Source organism: Flavobacterium sp. (assembly GCF_003525665.1).
Taxonomy (GTDB): Bacteria; Bacteroidota; Bacteroidia; order Flavobacteriales; family Flavobacteriaceae; genus Flavobacterium.
The window spans coordinates 1-19419 of record NZ_DQDX01000083.1; the positions used below are offsets into that span (position 1 = coordinate 1).

Annotated in this window: 13 protein-coding genes; 1 reads left to right on the forward strand and 12 read right to left on the reverse strand. The window is 33.3% G+C overall.

Annotated features, from left to right (window positions below; all coding sequences use genetic code 11):
* Window positions 1-16 precede the first annotated feature (16 nt).
* A complete protein-coding gene (gene nth / locus DIU01_RS06025; protein WP_290832521.1) occupies window positions 17-676 on the forward strand; it encodes an endonuclease III in 660 nt (219 codons plus the stop codon).
* 16 nt (window positions 677-692) lie between these two features.
* On the opposite strand, the gene DIU01_RS06030 is transcribed toward nth, so the two are convergent.
* The 12 genes from DIU01_RS06030 to DIU01_RS06085 form a co-directional block, all read right to left on the reverse strand.
* The gene (locus tag DIU01_RS06030; RefSeq protein WP_290832501.1) at window positions 693-836 is read right to left on the reverse strand and encodes a hypothetical protein; all 144 of its coding nucleotides are present in this window, start codon (window positions 834-836) and stop codon (window positions 693-695) included.
* A 50-nt stretch (window positions 837-886) separates the two neighbouring features.
* A complete protein-coding gene (locus DIU01_RS06035; RefSeq protein WP_290832503.1) occupies window positions 887-1471 on the reverse strand; it encodes a sigma-70 family RNA polymerase sigma factor in 585 nt (194 codons plus the stop codon).
* Window positions 1472-1744: 273 nt separating this feature from the next.
* The gene (locus DIU01_RS06040) at window positions 1745-3433 is read right to left on the reverse strand and encodes a family 16 glycosylhydrolase (protein WP_290832504.1); all 1689 of its coding nucleotides are present in this window, start codon (window positions 3431-3433) and stop codon (window positions 1745-1747) included.
* Window positions 3434-3444: 11 nt separating this feature from the next.
* Window positions 3445-4380 carry a glycosyl hydrolase family 17 protein gene (locus DIU01_RS06045; RefSeq protein WP_290832506.1) on the reverse strand — a complete coding sequence of 312 codons (936 nt, stop codon included), beginning with the start codon at window positions 4378-4380 and terminating at the stop codon, window positions 3445-3447.
* 11 nt (window positions 4381-4391) lie between these two features.
* On the reverse strand, window positions 4392-6737 hold the full coding sequence (locus tag DIU01_RS06050) for an MFS transporter (RefSeq protein WP_290832508.1): 2346 nt from the start codon (window positions 6735-6737) through the stop codon (window positions 4392-4394).
* Window positions 6738-6765: 28 nt separating this feature from the next.
* Window positions 6766-8223 (reverse strand): glycoside hydrolase family 30 protein, encoded by a 1458-nt coding sequence (locus DIU01_RS06055; RefSeq protein WP_290832523.1) that lies wholly within the window; start codon window positions 8221-8223, stop codon window positions 6766-6768.
* A 61-nt stretch (window positions 8224-8284) separates the two neighbouring features.
* A complete protein-coding gene (locus tag DIU01_RS06060) occupies window positions 8285-9454 on the reverse strand; it encodes a glycosyl hydrolase family 17 (protein ID WP_290832509.1) in 1170 nt (389 codons plus the stop codon).
* A gap of 80 nt (window positions 9455-9534) precedes the next feature.
* A complete protein-coding gene (locus DIU01_RS06065; protein ID WP_290832511.1) occupies window positions 9535-12945 on the reverse strand; it encodes a hypothetical protein in 3411 nt (1136 codons plus the stop codon).
* Between the two features lie 135 nt (window positions 12946-13080).
* Window positions 13081-13848, reverse strand: a complete 768-nt coding sequence (locus DIU01_RS06070; RefSeq protein WP_290832513.1) for a carbohydrate binding domain-containing protein — start codon at window positions 13846-13848, stop codon at window positions 13081-13083.
* A gap of 17 nt (window positions 13849-13865) precedes the next feature.
* Complete coding sequence (locus DIU01_RS06075; protein WP_290832515.1) at window positions 13866-14699, reverse strand: glycoside hydrolase family 16 protein; 834 nt, start codon at window positions 14697-14699, stop codon at window positions 13866-13868.
* 24 nt (window positions 14700-14723) lie between these two features.
* Entirely contained in the window at window positions 14724-16208 is a 1485-nt protein-coding gene (locus tag DIU01_RS06080) for a glycosyl hydrolase family 16 (RefSeq protein WP_290832517.1), read from the reverse strand.
* A gap of 15 nt (window positions 16209-16223) precedes the next feature.
* Window positions 16224-19355 carry a glycoside hydrolase family 2 TIM barrel-domain containing protein gene (locus tag DIU01_RS06085; RefSeq protein WP_290832519.1) on the reverse strand — a complete coding sequence of 1044 codons (3132 nt, stop codon included), beginning with the start codon at window positions 19353-19355 and terminating at the stop codon, window positions 16224-16226.
* Window positions 19356-19419 lie beyond the last annotated feature (64 nt).

Genomic DNA, 19419 nt, shown 5'->3' on the forward strand with positions numbered 1-19419 from the left:
CTATAAAATTACAAAAATGACCAAGAAAGAGCGCGTAACGTTTGTTATAAATACGTTAAAAGAATTGTATCCAACCATACCGATTCCGTTGGATCATAAAGATCCTTATACTTTGTTGATTGCGGTTTTGTTGTCGGCTCAATGTACCGATGTGCGCGTGAATCAGATTACGCCGTTGTTGTTTGCGAAGGCTGATAATCCGTATGATATGATTAAAATGAGTGTGGAAGAAATTAAAGAAATTATTAGACCTTGCGGGCTTTCGCCGATGAAATCTAAAGGAATTCATGGGTTGTCGCACATCTTGATTGACAAGTATAATGGTGAAGTTCCGCAGAGTTTTGATGCTTTGGAATCGCTTCCTGCTGTTGGTCATAAAACGGCGAGTGTTGTTATGAGTCAGGCATTTGGTGTTCCGGCATTTCCTGTTGACACGCACATTCACAGATTGATGTATCGATGGAATTTAACTTCGGGCAAGAATGTTGTTGAGACTGAAAAGGATGCGAAAAAGATTTTTCCGAAAGCTATTTGGAATGATTTACACTTGCAGATTATTTGGTATGGAAGAGAATATTCGCCAGCTCGAGGTTGGGATCTAGAAAAAGATATTATTACCAAAACTATTGGCAGAAAAGATATTTTGAAGGAATTTGAAAAAAAAATATCCCGATAAATTATCGGGATATTCCTTAATTAGCAATGATTTCGAAGTTCATGTTACTTGCTTTAACGACTTTTAAAGCTTTAGAATAATTAAGTATGAAATTAATTGTTTCGCGTTTTGGTAACATTTTTGTAGTTGCTAAAGTTCTTTTAGAGTAAAGTTTTGCCATAGAATTAATTTGGTTATAATTCTAAAACGCAAAACTTTTTAAAATATTGTTTAATTGGTTAAAATAATTTGATTTTTATCAATCACTTTTCTCAGGTTCATTAACGCGTAACGCATTCTACCTAAGGCTGTATTGATGCTAACACCTGTTAAATCTGCGATTTCATTAAAACTTAGGTCTTGATAAATGCGCATCATTAAAACTTCTCTTTGATCTGGCGGAAGTTCTTGAACAATTTTTTGCAAATCTTTTTCTATTACATCGGTAATAATTCTCGATTCGGCATTTAGCGAACTATCTGTTAGAATAGAAAATATTGAGAATTCTTCGGTTTCACGAAGCATTGGCATTTTTTTATTTTTTCTATAATGATCAACGATTAGGTTGTGCGCAATACGCATTACCCATGGCAAAAATTTACCTTCCTCGTTGTATGAATTGGATTTTAAAGTTTTAATTACTTTGATAAAAGTATCTTGAAAAACGTCGTCAGCTACATCACGGTCTGGCATTTTGGAATATATAAATCCATAAATTTTAGACTGATGTCTTTTAATTAATACAGCCAGAGCGTTCTCGTCGCCGGCTATATAATTCGTTACCAATAAAGCATCTGGGATTTGAATAGTAGCCATAAAATTACCTTTTAGTGTTGGGTTAAAAAATCGAAATGTTTTTTCTAAAAGTAATTTTTTGCGATAGGCGACTGTTAAATTTGAATTAATTTATAGCCAAATGTAACATAAACTTTTCTTAAAAAACAAATAAAGTGTGAAATTTTAACATATTAAATGCAATAAAAACTAAAAAGTAGCATAAAAACGACAAGAAAGAGCTCAAATTTGTGCTATTTCTGCTGTTTTTATCCAATAATGATGAAGGAATACTAAAATGGAATTTGATAAAATCTATTTAACTATAATTTTCTTGACGCTTTTTTTGTCTCCAGAATAAACGGCAAGTAAATAAAACCCTTTATTTAGGTTGCGAACATCAACGTAATTTGTATTGGTTGAAGTTGCTACAACTAACTTGCCAACTAAATCGTAAATTTCAACTTTATCGATAGTAGATTGAGAAGTAATACTTAAAAAATCTTCAACTGGATTTATGATAGCAAGGTCTTCTAATTGATTTTGTGATGTAACATTCAACGCGCAATTGTTTCCAACCACATAAGTGTAATAATTAGTAACCGATAATCCACCGGCATAAGCAAACTTAACTGCGTAACTAATTGTTGAACCAATCGTTTGAACTGTTATTGTTTGAGTAAAAGTAGTTCCGGAAACATTGGTCATTTGAGATTCGGAAAATGGAGATTGTTTCCATAGAAAAGCTACTACTCCAACTTTATCTGTGTCTAATAATTTGAAAGTGATTTTTACATCGGTTCCTAAAGTTTCAAAAGTGTAATTGTAACCTGTAGAAAATGAACCTGTTTGCGCTGCCGAACTTGTACCTGAACAACCAATAACTCCTGTTGTTGTGGCATTTATACTCAGTGGATTGGAAACAAAATTATTTCCAGCCAAATCACTTGCCGAAATTGAAAAACTGTAATTAGTATTTGACGACAAATTAGGCACAACAACCGATTTTTGAACTCCTGACGGATTGGCAACAGCAATTGTTCCGCCACTATAAGTAATGTTGTAGGCTACGTTTCCTGAATTGTCTGTAGCATTTAGTAATAATTCAATAGTAGAACTTGTAACCGTTCCTATTGTAGCTGTGAAATTGGTTGGTGCTTGTGTATCTGGAGTTGTATTTTGATAAACTCTTACATAATCTACATCCATTGAAGTTTGCGTAAAACTTACAGGTATTGTTCCGGCAATTCCGCCCATTGCAATATTTAACAACAAATATTGTTCTGAAGTAAAAGGCCAGTTGCTTGGGGTTTTTACGGCAGGATTGTAAGTATAATATGCAACACCATCAAGCAAAAATGTAATTTGATAAGGCGACCAATTCATAGAATACACATGATAATCGTTACCTAAATTATTTGCAATTATTCCACCAATGTTCATCGTATTTCCAAAAGATGATGGTGTATGAAGTGCACTTTGAACGTAATTTGTAGGTTGCGATGGCGTGATTCCATGTTCCATGATGTCAATTTCTCCGCAGGCTGGCCAATTTGTTGTTCCGAATTGCGAGTCGAAAAAACCTCCATCTTCATTTACATTTTTACCTAACATCCATAAAGCTGGCCATGTTCCTTGATTGGTTGGAACTTTGGCTCGAATGTCTACACGACCATAAAGAAAAGCAAATTTAGAATTTAATCGTGCTGATGTATATTGCTTAGTAATTCCTTGATTGGTGTAAGGTTCTTTTTTGGCAACTATGTTTAGAAATCCTGCATTAACCGATGAATTTGTAAGTTGATTGGTATAATGTTGTACTTCGCCATTAAACCAACTTCCTCCTGCTGGTAATTGCGTTTGATGATGCCACTTAGTTGCATTTACTGCACCATTTGTGTCAAACTCATCCGACCAAACTAAATTATTGTAAACTACATCTACTTGAGAATAACTTGATGTAAAAAAAATCAATAATAAAAGTATTTGTAATTTATTTCTCATCTAAATTTTTATTAGAATTTAAGTTTTTCATTTTTATCCCATAATCCCCAATAAGCTCCAACTGCACCTTCTGGTCCTACTTTCCATGATTCATCAAATGAAGAAAAATAGAAGGTTTCGATATTGTTAAGTTTGGACCATGATTGCGTTTCTATAAAATATTTTATAGCGTTTTCATTGGATGCAACTGCACCTTTTAAAGAACCACCTTCGCTTGGCCAGCCAGTTTCTGTTATAATAACACGTTTTCCTTGACCAGCATCTTTAGCAGAATTAAACATACTTTGCATGTGAGGTAAAGAATATTCTATAGGACAACCTTCCCAATAAGGATAACAATTTGTCAAAATCACATCACAAACCTCAGTAATTCTTGGTCGGTGAGAAAACTCATAATAAGCATCAACATAACCTACTGGAATATTTGGCAAAGCTTCTTTTACACGATTAATATATTCTAGTAATTGATCTTCTGTTAAATCACCTCGATACATCACTTCATTACCGACGGCAGCAATATCTACACAACCTTCTTTTGCTAAAGCAATCAAACTCTCAATTTCTTTTTCATTTAATTCTAAATCATCTCCAAGCCAAGCGCCAACTAAAGTTTGCATTCCGTTTTCTTTGGCAATTCTTGGAATATGTTCGTTGCCTTCAATACATGAAAAAGAACGAACCCATTTAGAATATGGCTTTAAAATTTGAATACGACGATTTACTTGTTCTGCTGTAATAATATCGCCTGGTTTTTGTCCATCTTCGTATAAGCTGAAGCAAATTCCATGCATGCCATTTTCTAAAGTTTCTCTCCAAAGTTCTGCTAATTTCTTTGCAGGAATTTCGGAAAAATCAAAACTCTGATAATCACTTTTGTTAGTATTATTACTATTGCTATTATTAAGATTATTTTCTAATGAAAAATAGTGACCTTCTCTAAATGACATGATTGTAATTTTTAAAATTTAAGCTTCTCATTTTTATCCCAAATTCCCCATGCTGTACCTACAGTTCCTTCTTGCAAGGCTTTCCAAGATTCGTCAAAAGAAGAAAAATGGAATAGCTCAATAGTATTATTTTTCGCCCACTTTTGAGACGAAACAAAATATTTCATTGCATTAATTTCTGATGGAATTGCTTCCTCAACTGAATCTCCTTTACTTGGCCAACCAGATTCTGAAATTATGATTTTCTTTTCTTGAGCCACGTTTTTAGTTACTTCCAACATATTTTGTAAATAAGAAGTTGTAAAATCTACATTTGCTCCTTCCCAAAATGGATAGAAATTAACTAGCAGTAAATCACAACTAGCAATTAAATTTGGTCTGTCTAAAAATTGGTAATAGGCATCAACATAGCTAACTTGGATATTTGGAACAGCTTCTTTGACTCTTTTTATGTAACCAATAAGTTCTTGTTCTGAAATTTCTTCACGGTGCAAAACTTCGTTTCCGACCGCTGCGATATCCACTAAACCTGATTTTGCTAACTTAATAAGTGTATCAATTTCTTTTTCATTTCTAGCTTTATCATTGCTAATCCAAGCTCCAACAACAGTTTTAAGTCCTTTTTGATGAGCAATTTCTGGAATTAACTCGTTACCTTCTGTACATGAAAAAGAACGAATCCAGTTGGTATGAGGAGCAATAATATCAATTCGTCTCTTGATTTGATCTGCAGACAAAATATCACCAGCTTTTTGATTTTCGACATAAGGACTGAAACATAATCCGTGCAATCCACTATTAAATATTTCGGAATAAAGAGCTTTTATTTCGCTATCACTTTTTTGATTTAACTCAGAATCAAAAGAAGCATTTATTGAACCATTTTTTAATAATGAAACTAATTTCCCAGAAAGATAAGCCGATGATTGCGTTTTCGTTTTGCCTTTTCGTTTATCTAAAAGATCTCTCACTTCTCTGGCTTTGGCTTCGTCAATATCATAATTTCTCATTACCCAAATTGCACTCAATGTACCAAGAATTGGAACTCCTACAAAGAATATTCGCAGCCAAAACATGGTTTCATCGGTTTGTGTAGCAGCATTGGACTGAAATGCAACTAAAGAAAGAATTAATCCACTTAACAATCCTGCAACAGCTGTTCCAAATTTTACCATCCACCAATAAATAGCGCCTAAACTTCCTTCTCTTCTTTTTCCTGTGTTGAGTTCATCAATATCTATGACATCAGAAGTCATTGACATCATTAAGGTAAACAAGCTTCCAATTCCGAAGGAGAAAAATGGCAATGCAAACAAAAACAGATATGGTTTTCCTGGAACAAATAATACAAAAAGCAAAATGTAACCGATTACAGAAATTCCTTGAGAAAGCAAAAAAGCTTTCTTTTTTCCCATTGTTTTTGACATTCTTGCTACAATAGGAATCACCGCAACCGTTGTGATAATTGCACCTACACTTCCAAATAAAGTAGGCCATAATCCGAAACCGTCTTCATTTCCTTTAAACAAATAATACTTGATGATAAAATACGAAAATGCTGCTGTAGTTTGAAAAGCATTAAAAATTAAAAAAGTAGCAATACAAATTTTTCTAAATGGTTTAATTTCGATCGAAGCTTTCAATCCTTCTTTGATTTCGCCAAAACTGCCGAGGATTCCTTTTAAATCAATTGGACTATAATCTTCGTTGAGTGTAGATTTACTTGGAATAAAAAATGCTGGAATTGCTGCTAAAATGGCGCAACCTATTGCAACATATACAGCTAAGGTTCTTACAGCCACATCACCTGATGGAAACAATGATTTATCTGCCATTATAACCCAAAACCATGGTGCAACAACCCAAGCCAACTGACCAATAAGTTGTGAAGTAGCCATAATATTGGTTCGTTCATGGAAATCATCACTCATTTCGTAACCCATCGCAACATAAGGAATACTGAATATGGTCAATCCTGAGTAAAAAATCATTGAAATCAATAAAAAGTACCAAAAATTGTATGTTACACCGTTTTCAGCATACAATTGCCACATTAATGCAAATGAAATTCCTAGAATAATTGCTCCTGCTAATACATATTGTCTTCTTCTACCCCATTTTGATTTAGTATTATCACTCACATAACCCATTATCAAATCAAACAAAGCATCATAAAACTTTGGAATAAAATACGTTAAACCTAACAACAATCCGCTAAAGCCCAATTGTTCGACTAATACAACTGTAAAAATTCCTAAAGCAGCAGGGAACATTTGGTTTGCTAACATTCCTAATCCGAAAGCTATTTTTTGCCCGAATGGAACTTTTCCTGATGATGTTGAATTAGTATTTGACATATATAGGTTTTGTTTTTAAATTGTTTGGTTAGTTTGGTTTGATTATTATAGTTTGTAATGCTTTTGAATCAATAGAAATAATAGCATTTTTATTACTTAATTTGATATCAATTGTTTGTTTGGTTTCTGTTGGATTAAAAATTGCAATTGCGATAGAGCCATCTGGATTTTGCACAGCTGTTGAAACCAAATCTTTAGAATTTATCTCACAACCAATTTTGACAGCTCCTGGTCGCATAAACTTGCTGAAATGAGCCATCACATAATATAATGGTGTCAAGTACACTTCATCATTTTTATCGTCAACAATGATTGGAGCAACACACCAATTCTTGAACCAATTTGGTCCACCTTGACGGTCAAGAACCATATTCCAATCGATCCAACCATCAACTCTATTATTTAGACATCCTATTATATCATTTGCATAACGGTTTACTGGAGCGTATTTTGGATGCAAATATTTTTCTTTTTCGCTTGCCCAATCCCAACCCCAATCGGTGGCTTCTTTTTTCCAATACCAAGCATCGTCTTGCCAATGCGGAATTTCAGAATCTACACAACCTTCGGTTTCTATTAAATATTTATTTGGTGCTTTATTATGAGCATATTGCAAATCTTCTGGGAAAACTTCATAGGTACTTTCATACCAATGAATGGCCATTCCGTCAAAATATTTTGATGTGTTTTCATCTTTATACATTTCGTTTGCCCACTCTTTTATACCTGCACGATTTTGATCATATCCAAGTATCTTGACATTTCCCCAACCATCTTTTTCTAATTTTGGACCCATGTGATTCATTACAAAATCGGTCATTTCTTTTGGCGAAAAAAGAGTGCTTTCCCAATTGTTTCCGTTTCCGTGTGGTTCATTAATCACTGTTAAACCCCAAATATCTATGCCTTCTTTTTTATAAGCATTAAGATATTTTGAAAAATACAAAGCGAAAGCATCATTGAATTCTGGTAATAATTTTCCACCTACATATTTTTTATTGTCTTTCATCCATGGCGGACACGACCAAGGTGAAGAAATGATTTTAAAACCTTCTTTAGAAATAGCTTTTGCATTTAAAATCATCGGAATTAAATCGGATTTATCGTCTTCTATGGTAAAATGTTCCAAAGTCATGTCGTTTTCGACTTTGGCGTAAGTGTAATTGCTTAACGAAAAATCGCAAGACGCAATGTGTGTTCGAGTAAGCGAATAATTGGCTCCTGATTCACTGAAGTAAGCATCTAAAATTTTCTTACGATTTTCTTTACTCAATCGATTTAGTAAATAAGCCGAAGATTCGGTGAAAGAACCTCCAAAACCTGTAATAGTTTGAAATTTTTTATCAGGATTAATGGTAACAACAACTGGAGTTCCTTCGTTAGAAAATTGGGTAATTTTTGTCAATGAATTGCCACGTTCGGAAGTTTCATAAACTTGAACGTTTAATTTATCAGCAACTTTACAACTATGCAATGAGAATGCCATAATACAAGCTATTATCAAAAATTTACTCTCTACTATTTTACCTTTGTTATTTACCATTCTTTTAATTCTTTAAAACAGAATTAGGTGTTTTAACATCCAACCATAAAGCTTTTTCATCGCCGTTATAGGTTTTTGTTATTGGTTTCCCATCTCTAGTTAAACCTTTAAAAGTTCCACTATCTACATTTTTCCAAAGCACATATTTGGCTTGTGATTGCAAATTAATTAGGCCGAAATGATTTTCTGAACCTAACGGATTGGCAGCATCTTTCCAATTTTCATCAAAAGCTTCAAAATAGAAACACGAAATATTATTTTTGTTGCTCCATTCTCTCATTAAGTCATAATACAACGCTGATTTATATTCATCTGTTGCCTTCGAACCATCATTTCCATAATGTTCATTTGACTTTGTTGCCCAACCTGTTTCGCCAATATGAACTGGTTTGTTTACACCAATTGACTTCATATAACTTACAACACTTTCGTATTGATTGATGGCGTAATTTCTAGCTCTTAACATTGCAGCATCTACTTTTTCTTTTTCAGACAACTGCAATTCATTTTCTTTTATTCCCCAAAAAACTGGATGATAATGAGTATCGTGCATTGGATAAGTATGCATCGAAATATAATCAACAGCTTTTATTAATTTATTCAAATCCTCCACATGATAATCGGCAGTATGTCCGCCCCAAGAAGCAAAATTATCTGAACTTGTTATCCAAACTTGTTTAGGTAATTTATTCTCTTTCTTTAAATTCTGCAAATGATTTACCCATTTCAAAATGATATTTGGCGTGACATAATAACTAGTTGCCCATTTCACCATCGCTTCATTCCCAACAGCAATAATTTTAATTATTTCAGGATATTTATTTGTTAATCTTACTGCTTCTTCAATTTCGATCGCATTTCTCTCACTTTCTTCATTATGAATTGGTTGCAAATTTGTCCATGCATTTTTACAATCAATCCATGCGCCAAGCATTACATACATTTCAAAATTTTCATCCGCTTTTTTTAATTCTGTAATGGCTTTTAATAAATTGGATACTTCTTCATAATGAACATTATAAGTTCGTAAAACTTTTATATTCATAGCAGAAAGTATTCTTAAATCTTCTTTTATTTCTGTTATTGTTGGTTGTTTTTCTCTCGTTTGAGTTCTATAACCACCATAACAAATGGCTTGGTATTCTGTATTTCCTAATAATTTTTCTGCCGTCATTTCTTTTGAAACTAAATTTCTTGTATTGGTTGGTTTACATGATATAAACAATAGTAATATGATGTAAATCAAATTTCTCATTATCTTAAAATAGTTGCGTTTAAATAGACTTCAACCAATGTAATTTCATCAGTTCTATCGAATATTTTTTTGCTTTCTTCTTTGTTTAATTCTAATGTTTCAAAAGTTTTAGTTGCTCCATTTTTATAGTTCAAAACAATTTTACTTGTTGTATCAATTTTATAAATAACTGGCACTTGGCATGTTGTAAATGCTAAAGAGTCTTTTTCAAGATTCATAACTTTTTGTGAACCATCAACCATCATGAAAGTTACTTCAGTATCTTTTGATAAAAACTCTTCTTTTTTGAGGAAGCTTGGTTGGAATTGTAATTTTCCGTCCTTCATTTTCACACCTAATTCTCCAATTCTAGTTAAGACATCTTCTTTCACTTGACCTGTCATTCCTGGTTGTTGAGCACCTTTGCCAAAAGGTGTGTGTGAATAAGGATCGGTTGGAAATGCTCCATAAACTTCTGGTGATTTGTGAATTCCAATTCCGGCTCCGATTTCGTCAAAATGATTTACTAAAGCATCAATTACAGCTTCATCGTCCTTATTTTCAATAGCTTTATTAATAACTTCTAAAACAGCTAAATGCAACTTGGAAACCATGTGCCAATAAATAGAACCTAAACCTTCATAACCATAAAAAGTTCCTGAACGACCTGTAAAAGCTTTGTGATTGAATACGTCTTCAAATATTTGAAGTACCGCATCTGAATCTGTCGCAACTAATTCTTTGTAATCATTATTAGAAGCCAATAAATCTAAAGCATTCTTTAAATCATTAGCATTGTGAAAATTACCATTGAAATGATAGTTTCCTTTAATGTCTTTATTGATTAATTGGAAATTGTTATTATCTAAAAGTTGCTTTAACAAAAGGGATTTTTCTACCTTTTCTCTAGGAATTGTATTCTTTTCTAAAAACTTAGGAAGTTCTTTATTTGGATATAAAATATAGCTGTTTTGATCTTTTCTGTACAAAGCACTTTCTCTTAAAGCATCCAATACTTCTAAAGATTGTTTACCCGAAAGAAACCCCGAACTTAAAATAGCTACTTGACCTTCAAGCATTTCTGGTAAATAGGAAATAGAAACGCCATTATTTTCAATAGACATTAAGTTATAAGCATGATACAACTTATCTTCTCTTTGATTAGCTTTTATAGAATGTTCGATAAAATCAATGCTAACTTGAGCAAAATTCTTCAAACCTTGCATAGAATGCGTTCTCTTTTTACCCCAAAAACCGCTGTTATAAACTTGAAAACGATATTCGGAAGCAACTTGACCTAAAGCATTTAGTATTTTTTGTCTTTCTTCATTAGAGATTGAACCTGATAACAAATGTTGATTATCTAATAAAATTTGTCTGATGGCATGATAAAACTCAACCATTTCATTAGAAATCTTGATGGTTTCCTGATTAGAATTATCTAATAATTGTTGGAAAAACTTAAGAAATCTTCTCAAATAATAAAGCGTAACCATTGAAACACCATTACCTACCAAAGCATTATTAGCGTCATTCCATTCTGGTCTTTGGGTATTCATCCAAATTCCACCTTCTGGAATGAAATTGGACATTTTTGCCAGAACAGTAGCTAATATTTTCTCGATTAGATTTACATGATAAATTGCATCAGTATTATCTCTTAGTAAAGCCCCATCTGCACCATTTTCAATTCTACGTTTTTGAATTTTAGCATCCCATTCATGGTCAAACTCAATTGTATCTTTTGGATTTTTTAAAATATCTTGATACGGTTTAATAATATAAGGAACCGCAGCATAAACAAAACACTCTTTGTCAAAATAAGCGTTTAGTTTTCCTGGTTGGTATTTTTCTATAAACTCTAAAAACTTCAACAAATAGATAATTTGATGATCACCCCAATAACCAATGTAAGACCAAGGATTATCTGGTTCGATAGTTTCCCAATCAAAGCCACTTTTTGTTACTCTATAAGGATTGTATCCATCGAAAGTTGAGGCGTTCAAAAACTTGTGAATCATTCCGTCGATGAACTCAGGATAAGCGTTGGCTAAAGATTCCCAATTTTGAAAAATATCACGCCAATTTCCTTCGTAATCTAATATTTTAGAACCATCAATTTCACTTCTTGTATTAATCGAAAATTTGTTCCATGGACGACTTGGATCACCGTGTCTTCTACTAAATTTAAGCGGAAGATATTCGGTACAAAGACGTACTAAATCGGCATTTTCAGAATTTGAAATTAATTCTTGAAGATATGAATAGTCAAAAGTTTCAGGTAAATCGTTTAAAAATTTACTTTCTTCTTGAAATAAGGTTTTGTTTGCTTTAGCTATGTAATTTACAAAATCATTTTTCCCGATGGTGTAGTTATTATCAAAAATACCACCACGCATGATGTTGAATAAAACATTTGAAAAATGACGTGTATCTTTACGTTTATCTGCTGTGAATTGCAATCCGTCGGCAGTTGCATTTAGAGCGATAAGATTTTGAGTACCTAAATCTATATCTTGAATTATTTGATTTTCTAACGTTTTATCATTACAAATAGCATCTGCTAATTGAATAACTTGCGCTTGATTTTGATTTACATTAGCAATAATCTTCCAAGATTTAGAAGAATTCTTTGTTAAAAACAAATCGGTTGAAACGAAATAAGCACCTTTTTCACCTTTAATGTCGTTTTCTTGATGCACATTTTTAAATCTCCTAAAAGCAGTAAGTTGTAATGATGAAAGCAAATAAGTTGGATTATCCAATCCTAAAGACCAAGCAATATTTGCTTTTAGCGCTTCGCTTGGTTCGGCTTTATCAACAATAATAGCACTAAGAGCAAAAATTCCTAAACCACTTTCTGAGTGAAGTTCGTTTCTTTTGTAAGCATCAACTAGATTACTTGTTGTGGCTTGCAAATCACTATTAACTCCTTGAGGTAAAACGTTTTGGATTCCATCAAGAAGTGTTATTTTATAATCATTTCCAGAGTTGTTAATTACTTCTGATTTTTTTACAAATCCGAATAAATTACTTGAACTCCATTGGTATCTGAACGTAAGTTGAAAATCATTGTGTATTTCTTCAAAAATGATTTTATTACCGAATTCGTTTTTGTATAAATTTCTAGTTAAGTTGTATTTATCATTAAATCGTACAGAAAAAGGTTCCCAAATATATTTTTCGTTGTTACTTTCAACTTGAAAAATAGTTTTACTTCCGGTAATATCAGCGAATTCGGTTATTTTATCATCTGTATAATAAGGAAAAAGAGCAAATTCAGCATTTTTTCTTCCAGCCGTTAATCCGCCATTACTGGAAATAAACATCCAATGATTAGAATCGCTTACGATACTCATGAAAAATGGTCGCATTCGATCGGAGTTTTCTATTCGATAATACTTTTCGCCTTTTATTTCAATTAATTGCATAAAATCAGTCGATTGTTAAATAGTATATCCATCTATAAATCAACCCCAAACTGAATTTGGAAATTGAATTTACTACGTAGATTATTCTAAAAATGAATACCTATTCTATTGTTTGTTGTTGAATTATAATTTTTATTATGGAATTTCGTTCAGGGTTACATTATCGATGTTTACTCTACCGATTGCTGCACCCATATCGAAAATTACTCTTGAATTGGTATTTGTAAAATTCGCCACTAAATCAATACTGAAACTTTGAACTGAAGTCGTTAAATTACGTGTAACAGATTGATTTGTAAATGGATTACCACTTAGACCAATACCTACAATCATAGTTCTATTAACATTAGACCATGCGTCAAAAGTTAATCGATACGTTTTGCCTTGAATCATATTAATTCCTACATGAGATAGATTTACATCGTAAGGATTACCTGCTGCTGCAACGTTGATAGAAAAATAGGTGTTTCCTCCTTGCGTTACTAAAAGAGAAGGAGCAATAGCATTAGTTACACCAAACTTCCACGGAGAAGTTCCACTTTCAAAATTTCCATTAGATACTAATCCACCTTGGAAAACAAAGATTGAAATTGTACTGCTATATGATTTTACTTCACCAGTTTTGTTGTTTTTTGCGGTGAGATTAACAACATATTCACCTGTTTGTGTGTACGTTTTTACTGGATCTTTTATAATTGAAGTTGTTCCGTCACCAAATTCCCAAATGTAAGTGTCTGCATTTTCAGAAGTATTAATAAATGTGATTACACCTGGTGACGCCTCTCTTACATAGGTATATCCAGAACTTAGTGTGTTATTTTGAACTGAGTCATCATCACTATCACAAGATAAAAAACTAAGGAAGACTACTAATAAACTAACTACTTTTATTGATTTATACATGGTTCTATATTTATAATTTATTGATAAACTCTAACATAATCTACAAGCATTCTTTGTGGGAAAGTTGTACTACTATTTGGACTACCTGGTAAATTTCCACCAACAGCCATATTTAAAATCATGAAAAACGAATTATCAAAAACCCATTCACCGCCTTCGTCTTCAACTTGTTTTCTAGTTATTTGATTGTATAATACATCGTCTACATACCAATTGATGTAATCTTCAGTCCATTCTACACCAAAAACGTGGAACTCATTATCAAATCGGCTATTTGTTAATGAATACTTTTTACTGATACTTTCGCCTCCAGAAAAACCTGGTCCGTGAAGCGTTCCTAAAATTTGAGTTGGGTTATTTCCTAAATATTCCATGATATCTATTTCTCCACATTGTGGCCATCCAACTTCATCGATATTACTTCCTAACATCCAAAATGCTGGCCATAAACCTTGACCTAATGGTAACTTAATACGTGCTTCAAAACGACCGTACTTTTGTTCAAATAAATTTTTAGTTTTCAATCGTGCAGAAGTATAACTTGCGCCACCAAGCGCTTGTTGTTTGGCAGTAATAATCAAGTAACCATTTTGAACAACAACATTGTCTGAACTATCTGTATAATATTGTAATTCGTTGTTTCCCCAACCATTATTTTGTGAACCTCTTCCAATGTCATAAGTCCATATTGCTGGATTTGGTGCACCATTAACATCAAAATTATCTTCCATAACCAAGTCGAATTTAGTGACTACGGTCTGCTTTTCATCGTCATCACAAGAATAGGTGCTGAAGATCAACCCAAAAAAGCCAAGGGTTAAAAGACTTATTTTATAATTTATATTTTTCATTTTTCTTTTTTAAAGTTTTATTAATTATTGTGCATAAAAATAAACGTTGTCTACCCAGATATTAAATATTCCTCCAGGGTTTCCTGACACAAAAAATACCTGTCCAAGATTTGTAGCATCATTAAAACCAGGGAAACTTGAAATAGGGATATTAATACTTGCCCATCCGTTGGCATCAACATTGGTTAAAGTAGCGGCATTAACTACAAACGAACCCGAAGATGTTGTTGGCCCATTTGCAAGACTACTATGAAGTTCTATTCTAATAAAATTAGACGGAGCTACAGCTTGTTTTACATTGATGTCAACATGCATGTGCGTCATACCACTAATATTTACTCTCGGTACAGTTTCGTACATACCAATACTAACAAAATCTAATTGTGTATAATTAATAATGTTATCAATTGATCCATTTATAAATGGTGCTTGTATATCTACATTGTTCGGGTCGTTTCCAGCACCACCTTGCGTATTTGAACCAGAAAAGAAACCATTGTAATGTCTAACTGGTATGTTATTGTAGGCATTACTGAACAACGAAACTACAGATGATGCAGGTCTTGTTGGTATTGGAGCATGAGGAAATGCACCAACAGCATTTATAGTTAAAGATCCTTGTGCCAATGTGTTACCTACTTGTGCCGTAACCACCGCAGAGCCAGTATTACCTATAACACTTGTAAACATTTGTCCCAGATTATTTAAAGCTAAAGGACTAACAACAGAAGTATTAGAAACATTAAAATTGAAATAAGAAGGCGCTGCATTGATTGTTACATTTTGTCCATTTGCCAAACTATAAACCGCACCCAATCCGCTAATTATTTGATTTGATCCTGCAAAACCATCTACACTGTTATCATCACCATTCAAGATAAAAGGATAAAGTAAGTTAGTGGTTCCTAATTTTTCGAATTTAATTTCATCGATCCACAATGTGAAGCCAAAACCATTTGTACTTGTTGTTCCAGCGGCGTATCTAAACATACCTCTTTCTTGTAGTAACTTTGAAGCATCCAGAATTGGAATGGTAATTTTGGTCCAGTTTGTTCCAACACCTACATTGGTTATTGTAGTGATAAACTTGTTTTCTCCAAAATCTTCTCCAAAACCAAACTCACCCACTGTTACACCTTGAGAGGCTTTTACATAAAATGTTAAGGCATCGAAATCGGTTAAATTACGTCCTGCGCCATCAATTACAAAAATACCTCCAGCATAAGCACCTTCGGGATCAGTTGCATTTGGTACATCAATACGTATTGAAGAATTGCTTTCGTAACCTTGTTCAAGATCTACAGAAAATGCGGTGAATTTAGAACCACCGTAAGGTTTATAAAAATCACTTCCCATACCTACGAAATCGTCTGTGAAAATTTCGGCTGTTTTAGGAAAAGTGGAAAGTACAGCATCATCTGATAACTCTCTTTCACAACTTACATTTGTTAGTAAAACCAAACTTAGAAGTAAAGTAAGTTTTAAATAATTATTTTTTTGATTTTTCATTTTTCAATTTTTTTATTATTTTCCTATGTTGATGTGTATGTATGTTCTAACTTCCCATTCTGATCCATTTCCAAATCCTACTGGACTAATTACCGGTACAGGAGGAAAAGTATTTGGTGGAACAGCTGTTGGAGAGTATCTAGGCGAATATTGATCTAGTGAACGCCAAGTTCCCATGATACCAATTTTAGTATTTGGTAAAATGAACCAATCTGGTTTTCCTACTGAAGTTGATAAATCTAACATTAACTGCACAGGATAGGTTAAGTTAAAATCTCTGTGGTAATCAAATGGACCCCAATCATTTATTTTGAATGAATGAGTAAGTTTCACTTTTCTATAAATCAATCTCATATCACCACCAATTCTTTCAATAAGTCTGGCATCGCTACCATTTGATTGACCGTTACCGAAATAGAAATTGGAAATTAATCCTAATTCTGGAGATATTTTTGAAACAATTCTAGTATTAGATTCCCATAAATCGTGGGCTGGCGCTGATCTTTCAAATGCAAATGAAGTACGATTACTTAAAAATCCGATTGCAGCATCTTGCGTAGTTGGTAAATGGCGGAAAACAAAACCAGTGCTGAAAGCAAATTTGGCATCTTCAGCCATGTCGTTGTCCCATTCGTACATCCATGTTGCTGGAGTTGGATCATAAGTCAATAATAATTCACCCCCAAGAGTCTCACGGTTTGCTCTTACTACAAAAGGGTCGGATTGAATATTTCTAAGTCTTCCTGGAGCATCAACATCATTTGGCATTGCTTCAACAAGAGGTTTTTGCCATAAAAAGTTAGGAGCGATTTGAAGATTTGAATTTACATTATAGGTAAAACCTGCTAAGAAATTCATTTGATTTCCGCTTCCACTATCTTTTAATCTCCATCCAGTGAAAGTTTGCGTAGCATCTGCTCCACCATTGGCAACTAATCCCATAATGGCACCTTGAGTGTAGACATTAAATTTACCGCTTGAGAAGGTAATTTTAGCTTTTCCACCCCAATTGTCTGATGCTTTAACTTCGTCATCATAAACAGTATAATTTCCAGGAGTTCCTGTTGCGTATTGAAAAGTTCTTCCATTTAAAGGTTGTCCACCCCAAATTCCTCCTAGTTCTAGCCCGAATGCATCTACTTTTGTTTTAAAGTGCACTGTGGCTCTGCGTGTTTTTGGTTGCGGAATAAAAATTGATGTAGTTGCAATTGCAGCATCTGCGATATCTTCATGATACACTGCAGTTGCATCAATTTTTCCTAATTTGGTTCCGTATTTTAACAAAAATGCCGGGTTTGCACCCCACCAAAGTTGTGGTCCGAAGGCAGCTTTTAATCCGTTTAAACTTCTTTTACCATCAAATTCGAAACCAGAAACTTCACCATTGTAAATGTCAAGGTTTGGTCCGTAATTAGCTTCTGGATATAATCCGAAGAAATCGCCTTCATAACCCCAATGGTAATGACCTGTTCTGTAGAAACCACGTAAATCAAAATCTTTTTCATTCCAACTGTACGATGCGTTATAAATTTGAACTCTGTTCGCATCGGCTACATTTATTGGTCCATCAGGAGTATTAACCATCTGAGCTCTTCCTCTATTTTCGTAGAATATTTCGTTTATTGGATTTAGAGCCACATTTCCTAGAATATTTACATTTACATTGGCTTTCATGTTTGAAGTTGGATTCCCTTCTACTCCAACAAAATAAGATTGCATGTGGTCAAATCCTAATTGGTTTGGATATTGCGTTGCATTTGGAGCAGCATCATCTGGAGTTGTAAGTAAAGTTCCACCAGTGTTGAAAGTAGTAAATTCTGCTCTTAAATTGCTAATTCTCAATTTATCAGTACTGCTTCCTACTAAAGCTGCTTTATCACCTCTCGCTTTTAAGACACCATCCATTAATTTGATATTACTAAAATGAGTGTTGATTCCTTCCAATGTTGTTCCAACTTCGTACGGATTAATATTGTGTGCCTCTTTTAATGAATAATATGCCGCTCTTGGATATAAATCATATAAACCTCTTGGATTAACTGGACCTTTTGCACATACACCAAACCATTCTTCGTTCATATTATTCTGGCCTTCTAGGAAGTCATTTGTATAACCACCGTTTGACCACGAAGCATTACTATCATGAACATCTAAATTTTTTGTTTGACCAAATTTCCACCAACCATCACTAAACTGAAAAGTAAATCCACCTAATGAATTTCCAGATTTACCTAAGTTTGCTGCATTTTCATAAATTTCTTTCCAGTTATTGACCATGTAATAGGCTTGCGATTTTTGATCTTCGGCATTGTCAATTGCGTTAAAAGCATCGGCTCCAAACTCTGTAAAAAGAATTGGCTTATTTAATTTAGTTTTAACTTCTTGAAACGCATTTCCGAATGAAACTCCACGATACATATTAGTTCCAAAAATGTCAACATCTTTACATTCCTCTGCAATGATATCTAAGAAAAGTAAATCACCGTTGCAAATAGCAATAGGATGAGAAGTATCTATTTTTTTCATTGCAACAACGGCTTCATTAAAGATAGAATACATATCCTTAGCTCTTTTTGTTGATTTTCTATCTTCCAGCGGAATGTTTTCTGTTTCTGCACCATCCCAAAACAAACCATAATTGTTTTCGTTACCTAAAAGAAACAACAATAAACCCGGAGTATTTTTATACTCTTGAATCATAGCTTGAGTTTCTTTTAACAAAAGTTGTCTTGTTGCAGGATTAGAATATTCGGTATTTGGAACCCAATTACCATTAATTGTCAAACCATATCTTCCAAATGAATGATTTAACATTGTGTAGATGCCATATTTTTGATAGATATACGTAATCCATTTTGGTTGAATACCGGTGTATTGTCTAACAGCATTTACTCCCATGTTTTTTAGCAAGCCCATTTCATTATCAAGAACTGCTTTGATAACATCATCAGATTGTTTCCATAAACTGTAATTATAATTGGTTCCTATTGGATCATAGTTCCAGTTCATTCCATTAATAAAAAATGGTTTGTTGTTAACAAGCAGTTTAAAATCATCTTTGTCTTTCAAAACAGTAACCTTTTCGGATTGCGCATGAAAGTGGGATGAAAAACAACAAAAAATTAGAATGAGAATTAGTTTTTTCATGTGATGTAATTAAGTTTAAATTTTAATTATACTAAGGTTTAGATTTAAATGAACAGATTTAAAA